Origin of the sequence: Leclercia sp. CFBP8987 (genome assembly GCF_034044995.2) — a bacterium.
GTDB lineage: Bacteria > Pseudomonadota > Gammaproteobacteria > Enterobacterales > Enterobacteriaceae > Enterobacter > Enterobacter tamurae.
In genome coordinates this window covers 3,656,490-3,678,645 of sequence record NZ_CM188255.1, presented here as the reverse complement: position 1 = coordinate 3,678,645, position 22,156 = coordinate 3,656,490, and the positions used below count along the sequence as shown (strand labels likewise).

Annotated in this window: 31 protein-coding genes, 1 other RNA gene and 1 pseudogene; 27 read left to right on the top strand and 6 right to left on the bottom strand. The window is 55.6% G+C overall.

What is annotated here, in order from left to right; all coding sequences use genetic code 11:
- The first annotated feature begins 34 nt into the window (after positions 1 to 34).
- The 11 genes from SOM40_RS17720 to SOM40_RS17670 all read left to right on the top strand — a co-directional run bounded on the left by SOM40_RS17720 (position 35) and on the right by SOM40_RS17670 (position 5,458).
- Positions 35 to 868 (top strand): GPO family capsid scaffolding protein, encoded by an 834-nt coding sequence (locus tag SOM40_RS17720; RefSeq protein WP_320530451.1) that lies wholly within the window; start codon positions 35 to 37, stop codon positions 866 to 868.
- A gap of 16 nt (positions 869 to 884) precedes the next feature.
- On the top strand, positions 885 to 1,946 hold the full coding sequence (locus tag SOM40_RS17715; protein ID WP_320530450.1) for a phage major capsid protein, P2 family: 1,062 nt from the start codon (positions 885 to 887) through the stop codon (positions 1,944 to 1,946).
- A gap of 3 nt (positions 1,947 to 1,949) precedes the next feature.
- Positions 1,950 to 2,600, top strand: coding sequence for a phage terminase small subunit (locus SOM40_RS17710; protein ID WP_320530449.1), 651 nt, complete (start codon positions 1,950 to 1,952; stop codon positions 2,598 to 2,600).
- Between the two features lie 93 nt (positions 2,601 to 2,693).
- Positions 2,694 to 3,158, top strand: coding sequence for a head completion/stabilization protein (locus SOM40_RS17705; protein WP_320530448.1), 465 nt, complete (start codon positions 2,694 to 2,696; stop codon positions 3,156 to 3,158).
- Complete coding sequence (locus SOM40_RS17700; protein WP_039029574.1) at positions 3,158 to 3,361, top strand: tail protein X; 204 nt, start codon at positions 3,158 to 3,160, stop codon at positions 3,359 to 3,361. Before SOM40_RS17705 ends, SOM40_RS17700 begins: the two co-directional genes overlap by 1 nt.
- A gap of 3 nt (positions 3,362 to 3,364) precedes the next feature.
- Positions 3,365 to 3,580: an HP1 family phage holin gene (locus SOM40_RS17695; protein WP_039029573.1), complete on the top strand. Its 216-nt coding sequence runs from the start codon at positions 3,365 to 3,367 to the stop codon at positions 3,578 to 3,580.
- Positions 3,561 to 4,076, top strand: coding sequence for a lysozyme (locus SOM40_RS17690; protein ID WP_320530447.1), 516 nt, complete (start codon positions 3,561 to 3,563; stop codon positions 4,074 to 4,076). Before SOM40_RS17695 ends, SOM40_RS17690 begins: the two co-directional genes overlap by 20 nt.
- The gene (gene lysB / locus SOM40_RS17685) at positions 4,073 to 4,501 is read left to right on the top strand and encodes an Rz-like lysis system protein LysB (protein WP_320530446.1); all 429 of its coding nucleotides are present in this window, start codon (positions 4,073 to 4,075) and stop codon (positions 4,499 to 4,501) included. The genes SOM40_RS17690 and lysB overlap by 4 nt, the downstream gene beginning before the upstream one ends.
- The gene (gene lysC / locus SOM40_RS17680) at positions 4,386 to 4,634 is read left to right on the top strand and encodes an Rz1-like lysis system protein LysC (RefSeq protein WP_231736662.1); all 249 of its coding nucleotides are present in this window, start codon (positions 4,386 to 4,388) and stop codon (positions 4,632 to 4,634) included. The genes lysB and lysC overlap by 116 nt, the downstream gene beginning before the upstream one ends.
- On the top strand, positions 4,597 to 5,028 hold the full coding sequence (locus SOM40_RS17675) for a phage tail protein (protein ID WP_320530445.1): 432 nt from the start codon (positions 4,597 to 4,599) through the stop codon (positions 5,026 to 5,028). Before lysC ends, SOM40_RS17675 begins: the two co-directional genes overlap by 38 nt.
- A complete protein-coding gene (locus SOM40_RS17670) occupies positions 5,021 to 5,458 on the top strand; it encodes a phage virion morphogenesis protein (RefSeq protein ID WP_320530444.1) in 438 nt (145 codons plus the stop codon). Before SOM40_RS17675 ends, SOM40_RS17670 begins: the two co-directional genes overlap by 8 nt.
- Before the next feature lie 59 nt (positions 5,459 to 5,517).
- On the opposite strand, the gene SOM40_RS17665 is transcribed toward SOM40_RS17670, so the two are convergent.
- The gene (locus SOM40_RS17665) at positions 5,518 to 6,306 is read right to left on the bottom strand and encodes a hypothetical protein (RefSeq protein WP_320530443.1); all 789 of its coding nucleotides are present in this window, start codon (positions 6,304 to 6,306) and stop codon (positions 5,518 to 5,520) included.
- Positions 6,307 to 6,399: 93 nt separating this feature from the next.
- On the opposite strand from SOM40_RS17665, the gene SOM40_RS17660 reads away from it, so the two are divergent.
- Genes SOM40_RS17660 through SOM40_RS17635 form a run of 6 tightly spaced genes read left to right on the top strand, consistent with a single transcriptional unit; the run spans position 6,400 to position 11,207 of the window.
- Positions 6,400 to 6,978, top strand: coding sequence for a phage baseplate assembly protein V (locus SOM40_RS17660; protein ID WP_320530442.1), 579 nt, complete (start codon positions 6,400 to 6,402; stop codon positions 6,976 to 6,978).
- A complete protein-coding gene (locus SOM40_RS17655; RefSeq protein WP_320530441.1) occupies positions 6,975 to 7,334 on the top strand; it encodes a GPW/gp25 family protein in 360 nt (119 codons plus the stop codon). Before SOM40_RS17660 ends, SOM40_RS17655 begins: the two co-directional genes overlap by 4 nt.
- Positions 7,321 to 8,229: a baseplate assembly protein gene (locus SOM40_RS17650; RefSeq protein WP_320530440.1), complete on the top strand. Its 909-nt coding sequence runs from the start codon at positions 7,321 to 7,323 to the stop codon at positions 8,227 to 8,229. Before SOM40_RS17655 ends, SOM40_RS17650 begins: the two co-directional genes overlap by 14 nt.
- A complete protein-coding gene (locus SOM40_RS17645) occupies positions 8,222 to 8,827 on the top strand; it encodes a phage tail protein I (protein ID WP_312997798.1) in 606 nt (201 codons plus the stop codon). Before SOM40_RS17650 ends, SOM40_RS17645 begins: the two co-directional genes overlap by 8 nt.
- Complete coding sequence (locus SOM40_RS17640; protein WP_501050321.1) at positions 8,824 to 10,608, top strand: phage tail-collar fiber domain-containing protein; 1,785 nt, start codon at positions 8,824 to 8,826, stop codon at positions 10,606 to 10,608. Before SOM40_RS17645 ends, SOM40_RS17640 begins: the two co-directional genes overlap by 4 nt.
- Complete coding sequence (locus SOM40_RS17635) at positions 10,608 to 11,207, top strand: tail fiber assembly protein (RefSeq protein ID WP_320530438.1); 600 nt, start codon at positions 10,608 to 10,610, stop codon at positions 11,205 to 11,207. Before SOM40_RS17640 ends, SOM40_RS17635 begins: the two co-directional genes overlap by 1 nt.
- Here the strand turns inward: SOM40_RS17635 and SOM40_RS17630 are convergent.
- Positions 11,179 to 11,463: pseudogene (locus SOM40_RS17630) on the bottom strand (tail fiber assembly protein); the annotation flags it as partial. The gene SOM40_RS17635 and the pseudogene SOM40_RS17630 overlap by 29 nt on opposite strands.
- A gap of 120 nt (positions 11,464 to 11,583) precedes the next feature.
- Between SOM40_RS17630 and SOM40_RS17625 the strand changes: the two are divergent.
- The 8 genes from SOM40_RS17625 to SOM40_RS17590 all read left to right on the top strand — a co-directional run bounded on the left by SOM40_RS17625 (position 11,584) and on the right by SOM40_RS17590 (position 18,698).
- Entirely contained in the window at positions 11,584 to 12,756 is a 1,173-nt protein-coding gene (locus SOM40_RS17625) for a phage tail sheath protein (protein WP_320530437.1), read from the top strand.
- Between the two features lie 9 nt (positions 12,757 to 12,765).
- The gene (locus SOM40_RS17620; protein WP_320530436.1) at positions 12,766 to 13,281 is read left to right on the top strand and encodes a phage major tail tube protein; all 516 of its coding nucleotides are present in this window, start codon (positions 12,766 to 12,768) and stop codon (positions 13,279 to 13,281) included.
- Positions 13,282 to 13,334: 53 nt separating this feature from the next.
- Positions 13,335 to 13,637, top strand: coding sequence for a phage tail assembly protein (locus SOM40_RS17615; protein WP_059307185.1), 303 nt, complete (start codon positions 13,335 to 13,337; stop codon positions 13,635 to 13,637).
- 14 nt (positions 13,638 to 13,651) lie between these two features.
- Positions 13,652 to 13,771, top strand: a complete 120-nt coding sequence (locus tag SOM40_RS17610) for a GpE family phage tail protein (protein ID WP_007848878.1) — start codon at positions 13,652 to 13,654, stop codon at positions 13,769 to 13,771.
- Complete coding sequence (locus tag SOM40_RS17605; protein ID WP_320530435.1) at positions 13,764 to 16,838, top strand: phage tail tape measure protein; 3,075 nt, start codon at positions 13,764 to 13,766, stop codon at positions 16,836 to 16,838. Before SOM40_RS17610 ends, SOM40_RS17605 begins: the two co-directional genes overlap by 8 nt.
- The gene (locus tag SOM40_RS17600) at positions 16,835 to 17,320 is read left to right on the top strand and encodes a phage tail protein (protein WP_320530434.1); all 486 of its coding nucleotides are present in this window, start codon (positions 16,835 to 16,837) and stop codon (positions 17,318 to 17,320) included. The genes SOM40_RS17605 and SOM40_RS17600 overlap by 4 nt, the downstream gene beginning before the upstream one ends.
- Positions 17,317 to 18,417, top strand: a complete 1,101-nt coding sequence (locus SOM40_RS17595) for a phage late control D family protein (protein WP_320530433.1) — start codon at positions 17,317 to 17,319, stop codon at positions 18,415 to 18,417. The genes SOM40_RS17600 and SOM40_RS17595 overlap by 4 nt, the downstream gene beginning before the upstream one ends.
- A 68-nt stretch (positions 18,418 to 18,485) precedes the next feature.
- On the top strand, positions 18,486 to 18,698 hold the full coding sequence (locus SOM40_RS17590) for an ogr/Delta-like zinc finger family protein (RefSeq protein ID WP_320530432.1): 213 nt from the start codon (positions 18,486 to 18,488) through the stop codon (positions 18,696 to 18,698).
- A 120-nt stretch (positions 18,699 to 18,818) separates the two neighbouring features.
- On the opposite strand, the gene SOM40_RS17585 is transcribed toward SOM40_RS17590, so the two are convergent.
- The 3 genes from SOM40_RS17585 to smpB form a co-directional block, all read right to left on the bottom strand.
- Positions 18,819 to 19,688 (bottom strand): HNH endonuclease, encoded by an 870-nt coding sequence (locus tag SOM40_RS17585; RefSeq protein WP_320530431.1) that lies wholly within the window; start codon positions 19,686 to 19,688, stop codon positions 18,819 to 18,821.
- Positions 19,689 to 19,889: 201 nt separating this feature from the next.
- Positions 19,890 to 20,252, bottom strand: a transfer-messenger RNA (tmRNA) gene (ssrA, locus tag SOM40_RS17580).
- Between the two features lie 90 nt (positions 20,253 to 20,342).
- A complete protein-coding gene (gene smpB / locus SOM40_RS17575; RefSeq protein WP_039030084.1) occupies positions 20,343 to 20,825 on the bottom strand; it encodes an SsrA-binding protein SmpB in 483 nt (160 codons plus the stop codon).
- A gap of 156 nt (positions 20,826 to 20,981) precedes the next feature.
- Here smpB and SOM40_RS17570 point away from each other — a divergent pair, with 156 nt between their 5' ends.
- Together SOM40_RS17570 and SOM40_RS17565 are read left to right on the top strand one after the other, a co-directional pair.
- A complete protein-coding gene (locus SOM40_RS17570) occupies positions 20,982 to 21,419 on the top strand; it encodes a type II toxin-antitoxin system RatA family toxin (RefSeq protein ID WP_207630083.1) in 438 nt (145 codons plus the stop codon).
- The gene (locus tag SOM40_RS17565; protein WP_106994989.1) at positions 21,409 to 21,696 is read left to right on the top strand and encodes an RnfH family protein; all 288 of its coding nucleotides are present in this window, start codon (positions 21,409 to 21,411) and stop codon (positions 21,694 to 21,696) included. The genes SOM40_RS17570 and SOM40_RS17565 overlap by 11 nt, the downstream gene beginning before the upstream one ends.
- A 95-nt stretch (positions 21,697 to 21,791) precedes the next feature.
- Here the strand turns inward: SOM40_RS17565 and bamE are convergent, their stop codons facing one another.
- The gene (bamE, locus tag SOM40_RS17560) at positions 21,792 to 22,133 is read right to left on the bottom strand and encodes an outer membrane protein assembly factor BamE (protein ID WP_166183442.1); all 342 of its coding nucleotides are present in this window, start codon (positions 22,131 to 22,133) and stop codon (positions 21,792 to 21,794) included.
- Positions 22,134 to 22,156 lie beyond the last annotated feature (23 nt).

Below are 22,156 nucleotides of genomic sequence, written 5' to 3'. Positions count from 1 at the left end.
GCTCCAGTAAGTTTTTTCTAACGGAGCACGGCTCATGACAGTGAAGACAAAGCGTTTCCGTATCGGGGTGGAAGGTGCCACCACCGACGGGCGCGAAATCCAGCGCGAATGGCTGGAGCAGATGGCGGGCAGCTACAACCCGGCGGTCTACACCGCGCTGATTAACCTTGAGCATATCAAGTCATATCTGCCGGACAGCACCTTTAACCGCTACGGCAGGGTGACGGGGCTGGTTGCTGAAGAAATCCAGGACGGCCCGCTGAAGGGCAAAATAGCTCTATATGCTGACGTGGAGCCGACCAGCTCTCTGGTTGAACTGGTCAAAAAAGGCCAGAAGCTTTTCACCTCCATGGAAGTCAGCCCGAAGTTTGCCGACACCGGCAAAGCCTACCTTGTCGGCCTGGCCGCCACTGACGATCCGGCGAGTCTGGGCACCGAAATGCTGACCTTCAGCGCCAGCGCCGCGCAAAACCCGCTGGCTAACCGCAAACAGAATCCGGAAAACCTCTTTACCGCCGCTGAAGAAACGCTGATCGAACTGGAAGAAACCCAGGACGAAAAACCGTCCCTTTTTGCCCGTGTCACCGCGCTGTTCACCAAAAAAGAGCAGACCGATGATGCGCGTTTTTCCGACGTGCACAAAGCCGTTGAGCTGGTCGCCACCGAGCAGCAGAACCTGAGCGAGCGCACCGATAAATCCCTGGCCGATCAGGACGCGCGCATTTCTGAACTTGAATCCTCGCTGCAGGAGCAGCAGTCCGCCTTTGCCGAGCTTCAGCAGCAGCTGAGCCGTGAAGACAGCCGTAAAGATTACCGCCAGCGCGCGCCGGGCGGTGACGCACCGGCAGGCACCCTGACCAATTGCTGATGGAGCATAAAACCCGATGAAAAAGAATACCCGCTTTGCCTTTAACGCCTATCTGCAGCAGCTGGCGCGCCTGAACAACGTGGAAGTGGAAGAGCTTTCCAGCAAGTTCACCGTGGACCCGTCCGTGCAGCAGACGCTGGAAGACCAGATCCAGCAGTCCGCCGCTTTTCTGACGCTGATTAACATCACGCCGGTTGCGGAGCAGTCCGGTCAGCTGCTTGGACTGGGTGTTGGCTCCACCATTGCCGGAACCACCGACACCACGACCAAAGATCGCGAACCTACCGATCCTATGCTGATGGAAGACGTGGAATATAAATGCGAACAGACCAACTTTGACACGGTGCTGACCTACGCAAAGCTGGACCTGTGGGCGAAATTCCAGGACTTCCAGGTGCGTATCCGTAACGCAATCATCAAGCGCCAGGCGCTGGACCGCATCATGATCGGCTTTAACGGTGTGAAGCGCGCCAAAACCTCTAACCGCGCTGAAAACCCACTGCTGCAGGACGTGAATAAGGGCTGGCTGCAGAAAATCCGCGAAGACGCACCGGACCACGTACTGGGCAGCACCACCCAGGACGGCTCCACCACTGCAGGCGCGGTGAAGGTGGGCAAGGGCGGCGACTATGCCAACCTGGACGCCGTGGTGATGGATGCGGTCAATGAACTGATCGACGTAGTTTACCAGGACGATGACGAACTGGTTGTTATCTGCGGTCGTGAACTGCTGTCTGACAAGTATTTCCCGCTGGTCAACAAAGAGCAGGAAAACAGCGAGAAAATCGCCGCCGATCTGATTATCAGTCAGAAACGCATGGGCGGTCTGCAGGCGGTACGCGCGCCGTTCTTCCCGGCGAATGCCCTGCTGATCACCCGTCTGGATAACCTGTCCATTTACTGGCAGGAGGACACCCGCCGCCGTTCTGTTATCGACAACCCGAAACGTGACCGGATTGAAAACTTCGAATCCGTCAACGAAGCGTATGTGATTGAAGATTATCGCTGCGCGGCCCTGGTCGAAAACATCGAAATCGGTGATTTCACCGCGCCAGCTGCGCCGGAAGGTGGGGAGTAACGCATGAGCCTGAGTCCCGCACGGCAGCACCGCCTGCGCATTCAGGCCGAACAGGCCGCCCGGGAGGGCGGCAGTGTTCGCCATGCGTCCGGCTATGACCTGATGCTGCTCCAGCTGGCAGAAGACCGCCGCCGCCTCAAGGGTATTCAGTCCACCGTGAAAAAGGCGGCAATCAAGGTCGAACTATTGCCGAAATATGCCGCCTGGGCGGAGGGCGTACTGGCTGCCGGAGGTGCGCAGCAGGATGACGTGCTGATGTACGTGATGCTGTGGCGTATCGACGCCGGTGATTATGCCGGTGCGCTGGAGATCGGGCGTCATGCACTGCGCCATGGCTGGGTGATGCCGCTGGGCAACCGCAACGTGCAGACCGTTCTGGCGGAAGAAATGGCGGACGCCGCACAAAGCGCCCTGCTGGCCGCCACCGGTTTTGATGCCGATCTGCTCCTGCAGACGCTGGACCTGACAACCGATCAGGATATGCCGGACCAGTCCCGGGCGCGCCTGCACAAAGCCATCGGCGCGGTACTCACCGAAAGCAACCCGGCTTCAGCCCTGAATCACCTTACCCATGCGCTGCAGCTCGATCCCCGCTGCGGCGTGAAAAAAGAAAAGCAGCAGCTGGAGCGCAGATTGCGCAGTGACAGCCGCTAACGAACGTGCCCCGCGCACGGGCGGCACGGGGTTGCGAAAGGCACTGCCACATCAAAACCCCGTCCACCGCCCACTATTTCAGGAGAAAGCCGCATGCAGTTTATTGCGCCAGAACAGGCACCGGAACAGGCGGACGTTATTAAAAATACGCCGTTCTGGCCTGATGTGGACCTGTCGGAATTTCGCAGTGTGATGCGCACTGACGGCACGGTGACGCAGCCCCGTCTGAGGCAGGTTGCGCTGACAGCCATTTCCGAAGTTAACGCTGAGCTGTACGACTTCCGCAACCGCCAGCAGATGCTGGGCTACCGGGATCTGGCTGGCGTACCGGCGGAAATGCTGGACGGCAAAAGCGAGCGCATTCAGCACTACCTTAACGCCGTGTATTGCTGGGCGCGCGCCGTGCTCAATGAGCGTTACCAGGATTATGACGCCACGGCGTCCGGGGTAAAGCGAGGGGAGGAACTGGCGGAGGCCAGCGGCGATCTGTGGCGTGATGCCCGCTGGGCTATCAGCCGGGTGCAGGATGCACCGCACTGCACGGTGGAGCTTATCTGATGAAAGTGCGTGCGCACCAGTATGACACGGTGGACGCGCTTTGCTGGCGTCATTACGGGCGCACGCAGGGTGTCACCGAGCAGGTTCTGCAGGCAAATCCGGGGCTGGCTGAGTATGGCCCTTTTTTACCGCACGGGCTGCAGGTGGAGTTGCCGGACATTCCGGCGACAACCACGGCGCAGACCGTCCAGCTATGGGACTGAATTATGACGCTTGAACGAATCAGCGCCTTTATCACGTACTGCATCGCTGTTTTGCTGGCATGGCTGGGCGATCTGTCGCTTAAGGATGCTTCAACGGTTGGCGGCGTGCTGATTGGTGTGCTGATGCTGGCTATCAACTGGTATTACAAGCACAAAACCTACCAGCTGCTGCGCGACGGGCAAATCACGCGGGGGGAATATGAATCCTTCAACCGTTAAACGCTGCCTTGTCGGGGTGGTGCTGGCTATCGCCGCCACGCTGCCCGGTTTCCAGTCGCTGAATACCTCAGTCGAGGGACTGAAGCTGTTAGCCGATTTCGAGGGGTGCCGCCTGCAGCCTTATCAGTGCAGCGCGGGTGTCTGGACTGACGGGATCGGCAATACGTCCGGCGTGGTGCCGGGCAAAACTATTACGGAACGGCAGGCGGCGCAGGGGTTAATCAGCAACGTGTTGCTGACGGAAAAAAGGCTGGATGCCTGCCTGAAGGTCAGGCCCCCGCAGCATGTTTACGATGCGCTGGTAAGCATCGGTTTCAACGTGGGTACCGGCGCAATATGCCGATCCACCATGGTGTCCTACATCAACCGCCAGCAGTGGTGGCAGGCGTGCAATCAGCTGCCGCGCTGGATTTACGTTAATGGTCAGAAAAACAAAGGGCTGGAGAACCGCCGCGCGCGGGAGCTGGCCTGGTGCCTTAAAGGCGCTGGCGTATGACACGTGCATTAGTTGTAGTGCTGGCGCTGACTGTTGCGGCGCTGGACTGGCAGTCCTGGCGACTTAACAATGCCAACCACACCATCGAGACGCAGGGCGTGGCGCTGAAAAGTAAAGCGCAGGAACTGGCGAAGAAAAACAGCCAGCTGATCGGCCTGTCCATTCTGACTGAAACCAACAGCCGGGAGCAGACGCGGCTTTATGCGGCGGCGGAGCAGACCACCGCGCTTCTGCGCAACCGCCAGCACCGGATAGAGGAACTGAAACGTGAAAACGAGTATTTGCGCCGCTGGGCTGACACTCCTTTGCCTGCTGACATTATCCGGCTGCGGGAGCGTCCGGCCCTCGCCGGAGGTGCAGCTTACCGTGAGTGGCTGTCCCAGAGTGACGCAGTGCCGCCTGGAAAGGTCAGCGCCGCGCAGTAACGGCGATCTGAATGCGGTGCTGGATGAAACGGAGGCCGCCTGGGCGGCGTGTGCTGACAAAGTGGACACGATAATTGCGTGTCAGGAGCGAGACAGTGAACAAGCCGCAGTCTTTACGCAGCGCCCTGAATAAGGCGGTGCCGTATGTCCGCAGTAACCCGGACAAACTGCACCTGTTTGTGGATAACGGCTCACTGGTGGCAACCGGGGCCAGCTCCATGTCATGGGAGTACCGATACACCCTGAACGTGGTGATCGAGGATTTCAGCGGGGACCAGAATCTGCTGATGGCGCCCGTTTTGCTTTGGCTCACGGACAATCAGCCGGATGCAATCAACAACCCTGAATTGCGCGAAAAGCTGTTCACTTTTGAGGTGGATATTCTGCGCAATGATGTGTGCGATATCAGCCTGAACCTGCAGCTGACCGAGCGCGTGCTGGTCAGCGCCGATGGGGGCGTGTCGAGCGTTGAGGCGGTGCCAGAACCGGACGTACCGGAAGAAATGTGGACGGTGAAGCATGGGTGATCTGCAGAGGGTAGATGACTGGCTGGCGGCGTTGCTGGCGAATCTGGAGCCTGCCGCGCGCAGCCGCATGATGCGTCAGCTGGCGCAGGAGTTGCGCCGGAATCAACAGCAGAACATCAGGCTACAGCGTAACCCTGACGGCAGTGGGTACGAGCCGCGAAAGGTCACGGCCCGGACTAAAAAGGGGCGTATCAAGCGTCAGATGTTTGCAAAGCTGCGAACAGCAAAGTACCTGAAAACTGCAGCCAGCACGGATTCAGCCAGCGTGCAGTTTACGGAGGAGGTGCAGCGCATTGCGCGGGTGCATCATTATGGCTTACGTGATCGCGTTAACCGTCATGGCATACAAATAAGATATGCTGAAAGGCGACTTCTAGGGTATAACCGCGAAATCGGAACTTTGATCTATAAGTTTTTTTTTACACGGTAGTAACTTAATGAATAAATTTACTGTAAGTGTATTTTTTAACTATTTATTCGTTCTAAATTTTAATATGACTCCTTAATCAAGAGTGAGGGAGTATGCGAAATATCTTCCTTTTTGTAATTGATCCTGAAGCAATACATGAGTTCTTTACGCCATAAGAAAATGGTTTCAGCAATTTTTTCGGGTGCTCTTTCCATTTCATTGATTTTTTTAAATAGGTTGGCGTGCTCGCTTAATCTGCTTTGGGTTTTTTTGCTTTTAGCTGTTTTGTTTAAGGTGATTAGTTTGTTCTTAGCGAGGCTGAATTTTTCATATTCACCTTCTTTAATATAAATGCCGGGAATGAAATGTTTGAGGCTTATTGGTAAGTAGTCGAGACTGTTTAATAAATCTGTTATTTCATTTTCTGTAATTTTTTCAGCTTGTTTTATTTTTTGCTGAATTTTATATGCTACTTCATTTGATATGTTTGAGAAAGTATTTCCATCAGTCAAACAGTTGGTAATAATTTCTAAGTTATTAGCAAAGTCGCATTGTAATGAATGGAAGAAATGGTGCTCAAGCTCTTGTTTACGTTTTAAGAGTGAAATTTCTGCTCGTGTCTTTTTAATAGTGTTATTACAGTCAATGATGCTTGCTTTGATGTTTTTGGTGCGTTCAATGAAAAAGCACAATTGGTCATAAAATTGTTTTTCCTTTGAAGACTGTAAAAATGGTGCAAGATGCGATGACTCCTGAAAGTTGGATGCTGCCAATCTAGCCTCACTAAGCTTTAAATGTAAGGCTTTTTTTAAAGCATTGATAGGCAGTGCTTCGACCATATTTTTAATTTCGATGCATGATTCTTCCACTTAAACACCTTTGTTTGATTACCCGTCATTGTACGGTTGCTAAAACAATTTATAGCGGTTTCTTCGGTTAGCAATCAAGTTCATTCTCATTTTATGAACGCACAACTGACCGAAATCATGCGCCTTATCACCAACCTGATCCGCACCGGCACCGTGACCGAAGTGGACCGGGAAAACTGGCTGTGCCGGGTAAAGATTGGTGAGCTTGAAACCAACTGGATTAACTGGCTTACGCTGCGGGCCGGAGGAGGCCGCACCTGGTGGTGCCCATCGCCGGAAGAGCAGGTAGTGGTGCTGAGCATGGGCGGGAATCTTGAAACCGCCTTTGCACTGCCCGCCATTTACTCCAATAAGTTTGCGCCGCCGTCGGATTCCGTGGACGGTTGCGTGACGGAATACCCGGACGGGGGATGGTTTGAGTACGAGCCCGCCACCGGGCGCTGGCACGTCAAAGGTATCAAATCCATGGTGATCGAGGCGGCTGACAATATCACCCTGAAAACCGGTGAGTTTGTTGTGGAGGCTGACAGCACCCGTATTAACAGCGAGGTCGTGATGAACGGCAGCGTCACCCAGGGCGGTGGCGCGATGAGTTCTAACGGGATCGTGGTGGATAAACACGGTCACACCGGCGTTAAGTCCGGCGGCGATAAATCAGGGGGGCCGGTATGACGCTTTATATCGGCATGAACCAGAGTAGCGGCAGGGCAATAACGGACACGGACCATCTGCGCCAGTCGGTGCGGGATATTCTGCTGACGCCGCAGGGGAGCCGTATTGCCCGCCGCGAATACGGCTCCCTGCTGTCTGCCCTGATAGACCAGCCGCAGAACCCGGCGCTGCGCCTGCAGATCATGTCTGCGGTCTATGTAGCCCTGAGTCGATGGGAACCACGGATTACGCTGGATTCCATCACTATCAGCAGCAGCTTTGACGGCTCAATGGTGGTTGAGCTAACCGGGAAGCGCACTAACGGCGCGCCGGTGTCCCTTTCGGTATCAACAGGAGCAGACAATGGCAGCAATTGACCTTTCCCGGCTCCCTGCGCCGCAGATCGTTGAGGTGCCGGACTTTGAATCGCTTCTGGCTGAACGTAAGGCCGCGTTTGTGGCCCTGTATCCGGCAGATGAACAGGACGCGGTGCGGCGCACGCTTGAGCTGGAATCTGAACCCGTCACCAAACTGCTGCAGGAAAACACCTACCGCGAGATTTTGTTACTGCAGCGTGTCAATGAAGCCGCGCAGGCGGTCATGGTGGCGTATGCCATGAGCGGCGATCTCGATCAGCTGGCGGCCAACTATAACGTGACGCGCCTGATAGTAACGCCTGCCGACAACGATGCGGTGCCGCCGGTCGCTGCCGTTATGGAAAGTGACGAGGCGCTGCGTCTGCGTGTTCCTGCTGCATTCGAAGGTTTGTCCGTTGCGGGGCCGACGGCGGCATATGAGTTTCATGCTAAAAGTGCGGACGGGCGCGTGGCGGACGCCAGCGCAACCAGTCCGGCACCGGCGGAGGTGTTGCTTACCGTGCTGAGCCGTGAGGGAGACGGTACGGCAGGGGCGGAGCTGCTGGCGGTTGTTGAGCAGGCGCTTAACAGTGAGAGCGTACGCCCGGTTGCGGATCGCCTGATGGTGCGCAGCGCCGAAATTATCCCGTACCGCGTTGATGCAACGATTTTCCTGTATCCCGGCCCGGAAGCTGAGCCGGTGATGGCTGAGGCTAAAGCCAGCCTGCAGAAGTACATCGCCAGTCAGACGCGGCTGGGACGTGATATCCGGCGTAGTGCGATTTATGCCGCTTTGCATGTTGAGGGTGTCCAGCGTGTGGAACTGGCGTCCCCGCTGGATGATGTGGTGCTGGATAAGACGCAGGCAGCATCCTGTACGGAATGGAGCGTAACCAACGGGGGCACGGATGAATAACCTGCTGCCGCCCGGTTCGTCACCGCTTGAGCGCCGCCTGGCGCAGACCTGCAGTGGGATATCCGATCTGCAGGTGCCGCTGCGTGATTTATGGAATCCGGCAACGTGTCCCGTTGCTTTTCTCCCGTATCTGGCCTGGGCCTTTTCCGTTGACCGCTGGGACGAAAGCTGGACCGAAAGCGTGAAGCGCCGGGTGGTGCAGGACGCTTTCTATATCCATCAGCACAAAGGAACAACCAGCGCCGTGCGACGTGTCGTGGAGCCGTTCGGCTTTCTGATCCGCATCGTTGAGTGGTGGCAGACCGGTGAAGCGCCGGGCACGTTTCGCCTGGATATCGGCGTGCAGGACCAGGGCATTACGGAAGAAACCTATCTGGAGCTGGAGCGGCTGATTAGTGATGCCAAACCGTGCAGCCGTCACCTGGTGGGTATGTCCATTAACCTGCAGACCAGCGGCGATCTGTGGGTAGGTGCTGCTACCTATACCGGCGAAGAAATCACGATTTATCCGTACATCAACGAAACCATTATTTCCGGCGGCACCGCTTACGAGGGCGGCGCGGTCCATGTTATTGACACAATGAGAGTGAATCCATGAGCGCAAAATTTTATACCCTGCTGACGGAGATAGGCGCGGCGAAACTGGCAAGCGCCGCCGCACTCGGTGTTCCGCTGAAAATTACCCAGATGGCGGTGGGTGATGGTGGCGGTGTACTGCCCACGCCCAGCGCACAACAGACAAAACTGGTAGCCGAAAAGCGCCGCGCCGACCTCAATATGCTGTATATCGATCCGCAGAACAGCAGCCAGATGATTGCTGAGCAGGTGATCCCCGAAACGGAGGGCGGTTGGTGGATTCGTGAGGTTGGGCTGTTCGACGATACCGGCGCGCTGATTGCCGTCGGTAATTGCCCGGAAAGTTACAAGCCGCAGCTGGCAGAGGGAAGCGGGCGTACCCAGACGGTGCGCATGGTGCTGATTACCAGCAGTACCGATAATATCACGCTTAAAATTGACCCTTCCGTGGTGCTGGCAACCCGTAAGTACGTGGATGATAAGGTGCTGGAGCTTAAGGTGTATGTGGATGACCTGATGGCAAAGCACCTTGCTGCTGCAGATCCTCACAGTCAGTATGCGCCAAAAGATAGTCCGACGCTGACCGGCACGCCGAAAACGCCAACCGCACCGGCGGGAAATAACTCAACACAGATTGCCAGTACGGCCTTTGTACAGGCGGCGCTGGTTGCCCTGATTAACGGTGCACCGGCCACGCTGGACACGCTGAAAGAACTTGCCGCCGCAATCAACAACGATCCCGCTTTCAGCACCACCATCAACAATGCGCTGGCGCTGAAGGCCCCGCTGGCAAGCCCGGCACTGACCGGAACACCGACCGCGCCCACTGCCGCGCAGACGGCGAACAATACGCAGATTGCCACCACGGCCTTTGTGCAGGCGGTGGCAACAACGATAAACAATGCGCTGGCGCTTAAGGCCCCGCTGGCAAACCCTGCTCTGACCGGAACACCGACCGCGCCCACTGCCGCGCAGACGGCGAACAATACGCAGATTGCCACCACGGCCTTTGTGCAGGCGGTGGCAACAACGATAAACAATGCGCTGGCGCTTAAGGCCCCGCTGGCAAACCCTGCTCTGACCGGAACGCCAACCGCGCCCACTGCCGCGCAGACGGTGAACAATACGCAGATTGCCACCACTGCCTTTGTTAAATCAGCTATTGCGGCGCTGGTTGCTTCGTCCCCGGCGGCACTGGATACGCTGAACGAACTGGCAGAGGCGCTGGGTAACGATCCAAACTTCGCCACTACCATGACAAATGCCCTTGCTGGCAAGCAGCCGCTAAACAGCACCTTAACCGATCTGTCCGGCAAGTCGGTGGCGGGCATTCTTGATTACCTGGGTTTAGGGGAAGGCTCGGCTTTACCAGTAGGCGTTCCCATTCCGTGGCCGCAGGCAACGCCGCCAGATGGATGGATAAAATGCAATGGCGCGGCTTTTGACAAAGCAAAATATCCAAAACTAGCGTCTGCTTACCCAGCGGGTACGCTTCCTGATCTCCGGGGATATTTTATTCGTGGCTGGGATGATAGCCGGGGTGTTGATTCTGGTCGGGCTATCAACACTGGGCAGGGACCCCGTGTAGGTTACCTGGGTTTTTCTCTTTCAACATTTGCCGGAGCATTTAACCCTGGTTCTATCATCTTGTCCGATGCCGTCAACATTACATGTCAAAATACCAATGGCGCGGCAGGTTCTATTAATAACGATAATGGTGCGGCTTCTGGTGATGCATATGTTATCCCAGCGGATACACGTCCCTGGAACGTCGCGTTTAACTATATTGTGAGGGCGGCATAATGGTTCTGGCAAAATTAAACAGTGAACTACTTGCTACCGAGGCGGGCGATATCACTGTATTCAACTACGATGGTGAGACGCGAGAATATCTTTCCTCATCGATCGAGTATCTGGCTATGGGAGTGGGTATTCCTGCCAACTCGTGTATTGATGCGCCGAACATAATCAAAGAAGGCTTTGCTGTTTGCAGAACATCGGATGGCAAAGCCTGGGAGTATATTGTTGATCATCGCGGTGAGGTGGTATACAGCACAATGACAGGTGAAAAAATTACCATTACTGTGCCAGGTGATTATCCGCAAAATACCACCACGCAATCCCCTGCAACGCCATATGATAAATGGAATGGTAGTCAGTGGGTAACGGACTCGAAAGCGCAGTACGCTGCCGATGTCGCAGAGGCCGAACGGCAGAAAACCGCGTTACTGGCAGAGGCTGCGGAGGTTATCGCCCCACTGGCAGATGCTCAGACTGGAGGCTATATTGACGACGCAGACGTGCCACGCCTGGCTGAATGGCAGCGGTACCGTTACAAACTGACCAAAGTTGATACCAGCACCGCCCCTGAAATTAACCTTCCGCCGAAGCCGGAGATATAGGCCAAATTATATCCGGTGCGCTGGTTGCATTTACTGCATCCAGCGCATCAAGATAATCCAGCCATGCGTTGTACTGTGCCAGCTCGTCCCCCTTAATCCGACCAAGCGCTGCTTTGCCAGGCCACTGTTTTTTGTTCATGAAGCTGTTGGCATCAGCAATTCTGCTCTGCTTATCATTTTCTGCAATCTGCAATCTGCAATCTGCAATCTGCAATCTGCAATCTGCAATCTGCTGCTCATGGGTAGGGGGTGGGATGACGCCCGTCTGACAGTGCGGATTCTTATTGTGCCATCAGTGGTACATAGCGGGTAACGTGCGTTACAGGCTCATCACCCAGAACATAAGCAGACCCCCTGTAACCGGAGAGACTGCCTTATGGCTCAGGATTACCACCACGGCGTGCGCGTTATTGAAGTCAACGACGGCACCCGATCCATTACCACGGTGAGCACCGCTATCGTGGGCATGGTCTGCACCGGCGATGATGCCGATGCTGCCATGTTTCCCCTCAACAAGCCGGTCCTGCTGACTGATGTACTGACCGCCAGCGGCAAAGCGGGCGAGTCCGGCACGCTGGCCCGCTCGCTGGATGCGATTGCAGACCAGGCAAAACCTGTGACGGTTGTCGTGCGCGTGGCGCAGGGCGAAACCGAAGCGGAAACCACCTCCAACATCATCGGCGGCGTGACCGCTGACGGAAAGAAAACCGGCATCAAGGCCCTGCTTTCGGCGCAGTCACAGCTCGGCGTCAAGCCGCGCATTCTCGGCGTGCCCGGGCATGACACGCAGGCGGTTGCCACAGAATTGCTCAGCGTGGCGCAGAGTCTGCGCGGGTTTGCCTACCTGTCCGCCTACGGCTGCAAAACGCTGGAGGAAGCTATTGCCTACCGCGATAACTTCAGCCAGCGCGAAGGGATGCTGATCTGGCCTGATTTCATCAACTTTGACACCGTGCTGAATGCAGATGCGACGGCTTACGCCTCCGCCCGTGCGCTCGGCCTGCGCGCCAAAATCGACGAACAGACCGGCTGGCACAAAACACTGTCCAACGTGGGCGTGAACGGCGTCACCGGCCTTTCTGCAGATGTGTTCTGGGATCTGCAGGACCCGGCCACTGATGCGGGAGTGCTCAACCAGAACGATGTGACCACGCTGATCCGTAAAGACGGCTTCCGCTTCTGGGGTTCCCGCTGCCTCAGTGACGATCCGCTGTTTGCCTTTGAAAACTACACCCGCACAGCGCAGGTGCTGGCTGACACCATCGCAGAAGCGCACATGTGGGCAGTGGATGGCGTGCTTAACCCGTCGCTGGCCCGTGACATTATCGAAGGTATCCGCGCCAAACTGCGCAATCTCAAAACGCAGGGCTACATCATCGGTGCAGACTGCTGGCTGGATGAATCCGTGAACGATAAGGACTCCCTGAAGGCCGGGAAGCTCACTATCGACTACGACTACACGCCGGTGCCACCGCTTGAAAACCTGATGCTGCGCCAGCGCATCACCGATCAATACCTGCTGGATTTCTCCAGCCGGGTTAGCGCGTAAGGGGACCCCATGGCTTTACCACGCAAGTTAAAACACCTGAACCTGTTCAACGCGGGTAACAACTGGCAGGGGATCGTTGAGTCAGTCACCCTGCCGAAATTCACGCGCAAGTTTGAAAAGTATCGCGGCGGCGGTATGCCCGGCTCGGTGGATATCGATCTGGGGCTGGATGACGGCGCGCTGGACACGGAATTTTCAGTTGGGGGCACCGAACTGCTGTTATTCAGGCAGATGGGATCGACCACTGTTGACGGCATACAGCTGCGCTTTACCGGCTCCATTCAGCGTGACGACACCGGGGAAGTGCAGGCCGTGGAGCTGGTCGTGCGCGGACGACACAAGGAGCTGGATTCCGGGGAATGGAAGACCGGCGAAAGCAACACCACCAAAGTGAGCAGCACCAACAGCTACGCGAAGCTGACGATCAACGGTGAAGTGCTCTATGAGGTCGATCTGGTCAACATGATTGAAATCGTTGACGGCGTGGACCTGATGGAAGCGCACCGTAATGCCCTGGGCCTCTGATTAACTTAACGGCGCGGGCAGCCGCGCCAGTAATCCATTAACAGGAAAAGAACATGACCGACAAGCTGACTGAAAAGACCGTACAGCTGGATACCCCCATCAAACGTGGTAACAGTGAAATTACGGAAATTGTACTGCGCAAACCGCAGTCCGGCGCGCTGCGTGGCACCCGCCTGCAGGCCATCATGGATATGGACGTGGGCGCAATGATGACCGTTATCCCGCGTATCTCCACGCCGACCCTGACGGCGCAGGAAATGGCAGAGCTGGACCCCGCCGATCTCACCGCGCTGTCCGTTGAGGTGGTGACTTTTTTGTTGAAGAAGTCGGTGCTTGCCGGTTTACCGACAGCCTGACGGTTGACGATCTGGTGGCTGATATCGCCACCATTTTTCACTGGCCGCCGTCCGTCACTGACGTTATGCCGCTGACCGAGGTGCTGGAGTGGCGGCATAAAGCGATTCAGAGAAGCGGGGCCAGCGATGAGTGACACTAACCTGCGCCTGCAGGTGATTCTAAATGCGGTTGATAAGCTCACCCGCCCATTCCGTTCTGCGCAGGCCAGTTCAAAAGAGCTGGCTACCGCCATTCAACAGAGCCGCGCCAGGCTGAAAGAGTTAGACGCTCAGGCGGGCAAAATTGATGGCTTTCGTAAATCCAGCGCGCAGCTGGCAATCACCGGTAATAACCTCAAAGCCGCGCGCGAAGAAGCGGCCAGGCTCGCCACGCAGTTTACCAACACAAACCGCCCGACGGCGGCGCAGGCACGCCTGCTTGAGCAGGCCAGAAACCGCGTGTCGGAGCTGCAGATTAAATACAACGGCCTGCGCCAGTCGGTGCAGAAGCAGCGCCTTGCGCTGAACGAGGCCGGAATGGATACCCGCAAACTCAGCAGCGCCCAGCGCGAGCTGCGCCAGAATGCCGACGAAACCCGGCAGGCGCTGGACCGTCAGCAGAAATCCCTTAAACGGCTCGGTGAGCAGCAGGCCAGGGTTAACGCCGTCAGGGAGCGGTACTCCCGCAGTCTGGAGGTACGGGATCGCATCGCCGGAGCCGGGGCCACAACCTCAGCTGCAGGGCTGGCAATGGGCGCACCGGTTGTGGCGGCGGTGAAGGGCTATGCCAGCATGGAAGATGCCATGAAAGGCGTGGCAAAGCAGGTCAATGGACTGCGTGACGATGACGGCAACCGCACCGCCCGGTTCTATGAAATGCAGGATGCGATCAAGGCTGCCAGCGAACAGTTGCCCATGGAAAATGGCGCGGTGGACTATGCCGCCCTGGTCGAAGGTGGCGCACGTATGAACGTGGCGAACCCGAATGATTCATGGGAAGACCAGAAGCGTGACCTTCTGGCCTTTGCCAGTACGGCAGCCAAAGCGGCAACCGCGTTTGAACTGCCCGCCGATGAACTGTCCGAAGGGCTGGGTAAAATCGCCAGTCTCTACAAGGTGCCGACCCGCAATATTGAGCAACTGGGCGATGCGCTGAACTACCTGGACGATAACGCGATGTCTAAGGGCGCGGACATTATCGACGTGCTGCAGCGCATGGGGGGCGTGGCTGACCGTCTGGACTTTCGCAAGGCTGCGGCGCTTGGCTCCACGTTCCTGTCACTGGGCGCCGCGCCGGAAGTGGCAGCCAGCGCCGCAAACGCCATGGTGCGTGAGCTGTCCATTGCCACCATGCAAAGTGACCGCTTTATGGATGGCATGGATATGCTGAAGCTCAGGCCTGAAGAGCTTGAAAAGCAGATGACGAAGGATGCCATGGGCACCATTCTGCGGGTGATTGAAAAGGTGGAAAAGCTGCCGCAGGACAAGCGCCTGTCCGCCATGACAATGCTGTTTGGCAAGGAATATGGCGATGATGCCGCAAAGCTGGCTAACAACCTGCCTGAGCTACGCCGTCAGCTGCAGCTCACTACCGGTAATAGCGCAAATGGCTCAATGCAGAAAGAGTCGGACATCAACCGGGACTCCCTTTCTGCGCAGTGGATGCTGGTAAAAACAGGGGCGCAGAATGCCTTCAGTAGCCTGGGCGAAACGCTGCGCCAGCCGCTGATGGATATCATGGATTATGTGAAAAGCGTAACCGGGGCGCTACGGCGCTGGATTGAAGTTAATCCGCAGCTGGCAGGCACGCTGATGAAAGTGGCAGCCACTACCGCTGCGATCACGCTTGGGCTTGGTACGTTAGCCGTTGTGGTGGCGGCTGTGCTGGGGCCGCTGGCGGTTCTACGGTTTGGCTTATCCATGCTCGGCGTAAAAACGCTGCCGTCTGTATTCGCGGCGGTTACGCGCACCGGCAGCGCGCTGACATGGCTGGCGAATGCGCCGCTTTCCCTGTTACGGCGCGGAATGGCTTCCACGGGGGCTGGCACTGGCCTGCTTACTGCCCCGCTGAATGCCCTACAGCGTTCGGCCGGACTCGTGGGCAATGCACTAAAGGCGGTGGCGGGTGCGCCGCTGGCAGTATTCCGCGCCGGAATGGCCGGAACGCGCAGCGTGATAGCCGCGGTGATGAATCCCCTGGCGGCGCTTCGTGGAGGGCTGACCGCTGCCGGAGGCGTCCTGCGTTTTCTGGTATCCGGCCCGCTCGCATTACTTCGCGGCGCGCTGTTCGGTATTTCGGGATTACTGGGTGCGCTACTTAGTCCCGTAGGCCTAGCAGTTGCTGCGCTTGCGGGGGCGGCACTGGTCATCTGGAAGTACTGGCAGCCAATCGGCGCTTTTCTGGGCGGCGTGGTGGAAGGGTTCAGGGCTGCGGCCGCCCCCATCAGCGCAGCCTTTGAGCCTGTCCGGCCTTTATTCCAGTGGATAGGGGATAAGGTGCTGGCGCTCTGGGGATGGTTCCGGGATCTGCTGATGCCGGTTAAATCCACGGCTGAGGAGCTGAACAACGCAGCCGCCATGGGGAAAAGGTTTGGTGAGGCCCTGGCTGAAGGCCTGAACATGGTGATGCAGCCGCTGGAGTCGCTTAAATCTGGCGTGTCGTGGCTGCTTGAAAAACTGGGCATTGTCAGCCAGGAGGCTGCGAAAGCGAAGCTGCCGGGCCAGGTGGTGAAGCAACAGCCCGCCACGGTGAACAGTGAGGGGAAAGTGGTGCTGCCGCCTGGCGGATTTCCCATGATGGGCTTTGCGGGCATGTATGACAGCGGGGGCGCAATCCCGCGCGGCCAGTTTGGCATAGTCGGAGAGAATGGCCCCGAAATTGTGAACGGCCCGGCAAACGTGACCAGCAGGCGGCGCACGGCGGCGCTGGCTTCGGTTGTGGCCGGAACCCTGGGCATGGCGGCGGCACCTGCAGAAGCCGCCCCCCTGCATCCGTTCAGCCTTCCCGCAATGGCATACAAACAGAGCCAGCCCGCGAAGGCGGAGCGCGCACCGACAGTAATGCACTTTGAAACGCACGCGCCGATCACAATTCATGCGCAGCCAGGGCAGAATCCGCAGGATATTGCGCGCGAAGTTGCCCGCCAGCTCGACGAGCGCGAGCGCCGCACCCGCGCGAAAGCGCGCAGCAATTACAGTGACCAGGGGGGATATGAATCATGATGATGGTGCTGGGGCTATACGTTTTCATGCTGCGCACGGTGCCGTATCAGGAGCTGCAGTATCAGCGCAACTGGCGGCACGCGGTTAACGGCCGCATCAACCGCCGCCCGTCAACGCAGTTTCTTGGCCCGGATAACGATTCACTGACGATGTCCGGCGTCCTGCTGCCGGAAATCACTGGGGGCAGGCTGTCACTGCTGGCGCTGGAGCAGATGGCGGAACAGGGTAAGGCATGGCCCCTGATCGAGGGCAGCGGGACCATATACGGCATGTTCGTGATTGAGGGCCTGAGCCAGACAAAGACAGAATTTTTCGAAAGCGGGATGCCACGGCGGATTGAGTTTACGCTGACGCTCAAACGGGTGGATGAATCGCTGTCCGGTATGTTCGGCAGCCTGAGTGACCAGCTCAGTAACCTGAAAGACTCTGCATCGTCTGCGATAGGGAATATTACTAATACGGTTGGAGGGTTGCTGCAGTGAATTTCAGTTCTGAACTCCTAAGCCTGTACGGAAAAAGCCCGGCCTTCAGTATTGTTATCGAAGGTAAGGACGTTACAACCGCACTGAATAACCGCCTGATGGGCGTGATGCTCACCGATAACCGGGGCTTTGAAGCGGACCAGCTTGATCTGGAACTGGATGATGCGGACGGGCAGATTGTCCTGCCGCGTCGTGGTGCGGTGATTCAGTTTGCGCTGGGGTGGGAAGGCCAGCCACTCTTCCCTAAAGGCGCTTTTACCGTCGATGAAATTGAGCACAGCGGCGCGCCTGATCGCCTCACGATTCGCGCCCGCAGTGCTGATTTCCGGGCAACCCTGAATATCCGCCGTGAAAAGTCCTGGCATCAGACAACCGTGGGGGAGGTTATCAGGGAAATCGCCACCCGCCATAATCTGCAAATGGCTATCGGTCAGGACCTGTCAGACCGGCCACTGGATCACCTGGACCAGACGAACGAAAGCGACGCAAGTTTTCTGATGAAGCTGGCGCGTCAGTACGGGGCTATAGCATCAGTCAAAAGTGGCAACCTGCTGTTTATCCGGCAGGGGCAGGGGAGAACGGCAAGCGGAAAGCCGCTGCCGGTTGTGACCATCACACGAAAAGATGGTGACGGCCACCGTTTCACCCTGGCAGATCGTGGCGCTTATACCGGCGTTATTGCCAGCTGGCTGCATACCCGGGAGCCAAAGAAAAAGGAAACGACGAAAGTTAAGCGCCGCCGCAGGAAGACCACGAAACCAAATGAGCCGGAGGCTAAACAGGGGGATTACCTGGTCGGTACGGATGAAAACGTGCTGGTACTTAACCGGACCTATGCAAACAGGGCTAACGCTGAACGGGCTGCGAAAATGCAGTGGGAACGGCTGCAGCGCGGGGTGGCTTCGTTCTCCCTGCAGCTCGCAGAAGGCAGGGCCGATCTCTATACGGAAATGCCGGTGAAGGTCAGCGGATTTAAGCAGCCAATAGATGACGCGGAATGGACCATAACAACTTTGACGCACGCCATCAGCCCGGATTACGGCTTTGTTACCAGTCTGGAGCTTGAAGTGAAAATTGATGATCTCGAAATGGAATAATTAGTTCTCATTAATGGGTAATGATGTATCATTATTGCGATATCAGCAAAGGTGAGAGGGAAACTATAATGATGAACTGCCCATTGTGCGGACTGGCAGCACATACACGCAGCAGTTTTCAGGTGTCCAGCGAAACTAAGGAACGTTACAACCAGTGTACCAACATTGAATGCGGTCATACCTTCGTTACGCATGAAACATTTGTTCGTTCAGTATGCCGTCCGCAAAAAATCAGCTCTGCACCTTCCCATCCAAAAGGAATTCAACAGCAACTTATCTAGTGAATAAGCCCGCCACTGGCGGGTTTGAATTTTTTTTACTTTAAATAGCAATAAAAAATATAATCAAGGGTTATATATATCCAAGTTTAATAATCATGAGTATCAAATTGATCCTGCCGATTATTCTTCTGGGATTTCTTTGCCTTGTTTTACCAAATGCTTGATGGTTGCATAATCGTAATATCCTGCAGAAACTTGTTTAGCATATTCGATACGTTGTAAAGCCACTGCTTTTTCGTACATTGCACTTTTTAGCGTAATTGCCAAGAAATGATCTAGCTCTGCCAATTCCTCCGCAGTCCTGTCTGCAGTATTCAAAAATCGACGCTCGTGACGCTCAATCGCACCAACTAGAAACGCTGCGCGATCTGCAATGTTATGTAAGGGCTTATCTCCCAGCAGATTATTGCACTGTGGGCAAGAAGGCACGGTATGGCGGCGGTCATAGTGTCTCTTGCCACCTCGCCATGCAACAGAAACTACATGATCGCGCACAATACCGGAATTATAATCACCACAATAAATACAACGCGGTCGTTCTGAATCGTTTTGATTGATATTTAGTGTTGAGAACGAACTAAAATCTTCACGAACATATGGTACCGGCTTTATGCGTTTCGCTTTACTTGCAATCACTGCCCTAATAGCTTCGTCTGACAACTGCTCATCGTCTACTTCTATACTACTCTTTACTGATTTATTTTTAGACTTTGACGATGCATTATTAATAAATGAGCCAGCCTCCGATGCAGGTTTACTTGAGGTAGATAGTGCACCTAATATTGATTTATTACGCTTCGAAGAGGGTTGTTTTAAGGACGAGGGATTGTTAACCTGGCTATCCTGCTGTGCAAAGTTTGTAGAATTAGGCTCTACAGCATAAGAATACTTACCAAAGATTTCATGAAATTTGATTACGCAAGTGAACTCATTATTACTAAAACGGCTATGGAAATGTTCTAAGGCCTGCTCTTTGCTGTGGAAAAACATCTTGCCTCCTCATGACAGTTAGATCCCGAAGTTACGGATTTATTTTCTTACCTACTAAGCATCAGGGCTTCCAATGATTAAGACTTTTCCTAAGATGAGTGAACACCTAAAGAACTGATGGCTGGCTTATGACCTATCGCCATTTTGCCGCCATTGCTAAAGAAAAAGGGGTTACGCTTTCACGTAACCCCTTGTTTTATTTGGTGGAGCTGGCGGGAGTTGAACCCGCGTCCGAAATTTCTACATCCTCGGTACTACATGCTTAGTCAGTCTTTACATTCGCACGCCAGCTGCGGACAGACACGCCACTAACGAACTAGCCTGATTAGTTTTAGCACTTCAGCCCCAGGCAGGACTTCCATGCGATCTCTTTTGGGTTTGACCTCTCTTGATCCCCGTCTTAAGAGCGGAAGCTAGGGAGAGAGGGCTCTTAGCAGGTTATTAAGCTGCTAAAGCGTAGTTTTCGTCGTTTGCGACTATTTTTTTGCGGCTTTTTACGAGGCAAACCGCCCCTCGGCATGCACCTTGGGTTTCGCAAATCCCGTCGAATCCAGAATCAGCCCCAATAGTGTTACAGCAAGTATACCAGAATTCGCAGCCCGGATACCAGTCCGGAACGCTAACTTATTGAATCGCTCAATAAGTGCCCGGATATTAACGGCCTGCGTGCTTCATGATGCGCGCTTTATCAACCTGCCATTCGCGATCTTTGGCGTCGTTACGTTTGTCGTGCTGCTTCTTACCTTTCGCCACGCCAATTTTCACTTTGCACCAGGCGTTCTTCCAGTACAGCGACAGGGCGAGGACGGTATAACCTTCGCGGTTGATGCGTCCGAAAAGGGAATCCAGCTCGCGCTTGTTCAGCAGCAGCTTACGGGTGCGGGTGGGATCGCAGACGTAGTGGGACGAGGCGACCGTCAGCGGCTGAAAGTTCGCGCCAAACAGAAAGGCTTCGCCGTCTTTGAAGATCACGTAGCTGTCGCCGATGTTGGCTTTACCCGCACGCAGCGATTTAACTTCCCAGCCCTGTAACGCAAGGCCAGCTTCGAATTCTTCTTCAATGAAATACTCGTGGCGGGCACGCTTGTTGAGCGCAATGGTTGCCGAGCCAGGTTTATGTGCTTTTTTCTTCGTCATAAGTGTCGTGAAGCCGTAGGTAATCTGATGTCAAAAAGTCACCTCATTGCGTCCTGTGAGGTCTAACGCGCTATATTAGCACGAGATGAGGCTCAGCGTTTTTTTAACAGGTGATAAATGCTATTATTTGTCGGTTGTTTGATCAGGAAAAATGCTATGCCTCAGATTAGTCGTACTGCGCTTGTCCCCTACAGTGTGGAACAAATGTACCAGTTAGTGAACGACGTTCAGTCATATCCGGAGTTTATCCCGGGGTGTACCGGGAGCCGCGTGCTGGACTCAGGCCCGACGCAAATGACGGCAGCGGTGGATGTTTCCAAAGCCGGGATCAGCAAGACGTTCACCACCCGTAACACCCTGACCGATAACCAGAGCATTCTGATGCATCTGGTGGATGGCCCGTTCAAGAAATTGATGGGCGGATGGAAGTTCGTCCCGCTCAGTGCCGATGCCTGCCGGATCGAGTTCCATCTCGACTTTGAATTTACCAACGCCCTGATTGAGCTGGCGTTTGGTCGCGTGTTTAAAGAGCTGGCGGCGAATATGGTCCAGGCCTTTACGGTGCGCGCCAAAGAGGTCTACAGTGCCGGCTAACATCGTGGTGGAAGTGGCCTACGCGCTGCCGGAAAAGCAGTATCTGCAGCGCGTAACCCTGGAAGAGGGTGCCACCGTTGAAGAGGCGATCCGCGCCTCCGGCCTGCTGACGCTGCGCAGCGATATCGATCTGGCGAAAAACAAAGTCGGGATTTACAGCCGTCCGGTCAAACTGGCCGATAGCGTGAGGGACGGTGATCGGGTGGAGATCTATCGCCCGCTGATTGCCGATCCGAAAGAGCTGCGTCGCCAGCGCGCGGAGAAGTCCGCTAAATAAGTTAGCTTCCCCGGTGGCGCTGCGCTTACCGGGGCTACAGGCTGCGAGAAAACAAAAAAGGTGCTCAATGAGCACCTTTTTGCATTTCTGAAACCTTACTCTTTGGTGAGCGCCGGTTTGTTGTCGATGTTGGTCAGTACGCCGCTGCTGCTGAAGGTCAGCGTCAGTGTCTGCTGGGACACATCTTCATGGCCTGGCTTCTGGCGGAACACGTAGAACCAGGTATTGGTGCCGAATGGATCGGACATCATTGGGGTACCCAGGGCATAGGCAACCTGCTGCTGCGTCATACCGACACGAATTTTAGACACATCGTTAGGAGCGAGATAGTTCCCCTGGTTGATGTCAGGGCGGTAAACCACTTTTTCCAGAGTGGAGCAGCCTGCGGTCATCATCAGAAGAACCGCTGCGGCAGCGGTCAGCGTTTTACAGCGCATAGTGATTTGATTCCTTTTCCGGC

Coding starts and splice junctions, on each gene's coding strand:
- SOM40_RS17655 (WP_320530441.1), top strand. CDS start 6,975: ATGACGCTTTATATCGGCATGAACCAGAGTAGCGGCAGGGCAATAACG.
- SOM40_RS17620 (WP_320530436.1), top strand. CDS start 12,766: ATGGCTTTACCACGCAAGTTAAAACACCTGAACCTGTTCAACGCGGGT.
- SOM40_RS17690 (WP_320530447.1), top strand. CDS start 3,561: ATGAATCCTTCAACCGTTAAACGCTGCCTTGTCGGGGTGGTGCTGGCT.
- SOM40_RS17635 (WP_320530438.1), top strand. CDS start 10,608: ATGGTTCTGGCAAAATTAAACAGTGAACTACTTGCTACCGAGGCGGGC.
- SOM40_RS17705 (WP_320530448.1), top strand. CDS start 2,694: ATGCAGTTTATTGCGCCAGAACAGGCACCGGAACAGGCGGACGTTATT.
- SOM40_RS17615 (WP_059307185.1), top strand. CDS start 13,335: ATGACCGACAAGCTGACTGAAAAGACCGTACAGCTGGATACCCCCATC.
- SOM40_RS17715 (WP_320530450.1), top strand. CDS start 885: ATGAAAAAGAATACCCGCTTTGCCTTTAACGCCTATCTGCAGCAGCTG.
- SOM40_RS17570 (WP_207630083.1), top strand. CDS start 20,982: ATGCCTCAGATTAGTCGTACTGCGCTTGTCCCCTACAGTGTGGAACAA.
- SOM40_RS17625 (WP_320530437.1), top strand. CDS start 11,584: ATGGCTCAGGATTACCACCACGGCGTGCGCGTTATTGAAGTCAACGAC.
- SOM40_RS17645 (WP_312997798.1), top strand. CDS start 8,222: ATGAATAACCTGCTGCCGCCCGGTTCGTCACCGCTTGAGCGCCGCCTG.
- SOM40_RS17605 (WP_320530435.1), top strand. CDS start 13,764: ATGAGTGACACTAACCTGCGCCTGCAGGTGATTCTAAATGCGGTTGAT.
- SOM40_RS17720 (WP_320530451.1), top strand. CDS start 35: ATGACAGTGAAGACAAAGCGTTTCCGTATCGGGGTGGAAGGTGCCACC.
- SOM40_RS17650 (WP_320530440.1), top strand. CDS start 7,321: ATGGCAGCAATTGACCTTTCCCGGCTCCCTGCGCCGCAGATCGTTGAG.
- SOM40_RS17700 (WP_039029574.1), top strand. CDS start 3,158: ATGAAAGTGCGTGCGCACCAGTATGACACGGTGGACGCGCTTTGCTGG.
- SOM40_RS17710 (WP_320530449.1), top strand. CDS start 1,950: ATGAGCCTGAGTCCCGCACGGCAGCACCGCCTGCGCATTCAGGCCGAA.
- SOM40_RS17660 (WP_320530442.1), top strand. CDS start 6,400: ATGAACGCACAACTGACCGAAATCATGCGCCTTATCACCAACCTGATC.
- SOM40_RS17600 (WP_320530434.1), top strand. CDS start 16,835: ATGATGATGGTGCTGGGGCTATACGTTTTCATGCTGCGCACGGTGCCG.
- SOM40_RS17640 (WP_501050321.1), top strand. CDS start 8,824: ATGAGCGCAAAATTTTATACCCTGCTGACGGAGATAGGCGCGGCGAAA.
- smpB (WP_039030084.1), bottom strand. CDS start 20,825: ATGACGAAGAAAAAAGCACATAAACCTGGCTCGGCAACCATTGCGCTC.
- lysB (WP_320530446.1), top strand. CDS start 4,073: ATGACACGTGCATTAGTTGTAGTGCTGGCGCTGACTGTTGCGGCGCTG.
- SOM40_RS17585 (WP_320530431.1), bottom strand. CDS start 19,688: ATGTTTTTCCACAGCAAAGAGCAGGCCTTAGAACATTTCCATAGCCGT.
- SOM40_RS17670 (WP_320530444.1), top strand. CDS start 5,021: ATGGGTGATCTGCAGAGGGTAGATGACTGGCTGGCGGCGTTGCTGGCG.
- SOM40_RS17695 (WP_039029573.1), top strand. CDS start 3,365: ATGACGCTTGAACGAATCAGCGCCTTTATCACGTACTGCATCGCTGTT.
- bamE (WP_166183442.1), bottom strand. CDS start 22,133: ATGCGCTGTAAAACGCTGACCGCTGCCGCAGCGGTTCTTCTGATGATG.
- SOM40_RS17590 (WP_320530432.1), top strand. CDS start 18,486: ATGATGAACTGCCCATTGTGCGGACTGGCAGCACATACACGCAGCAGT.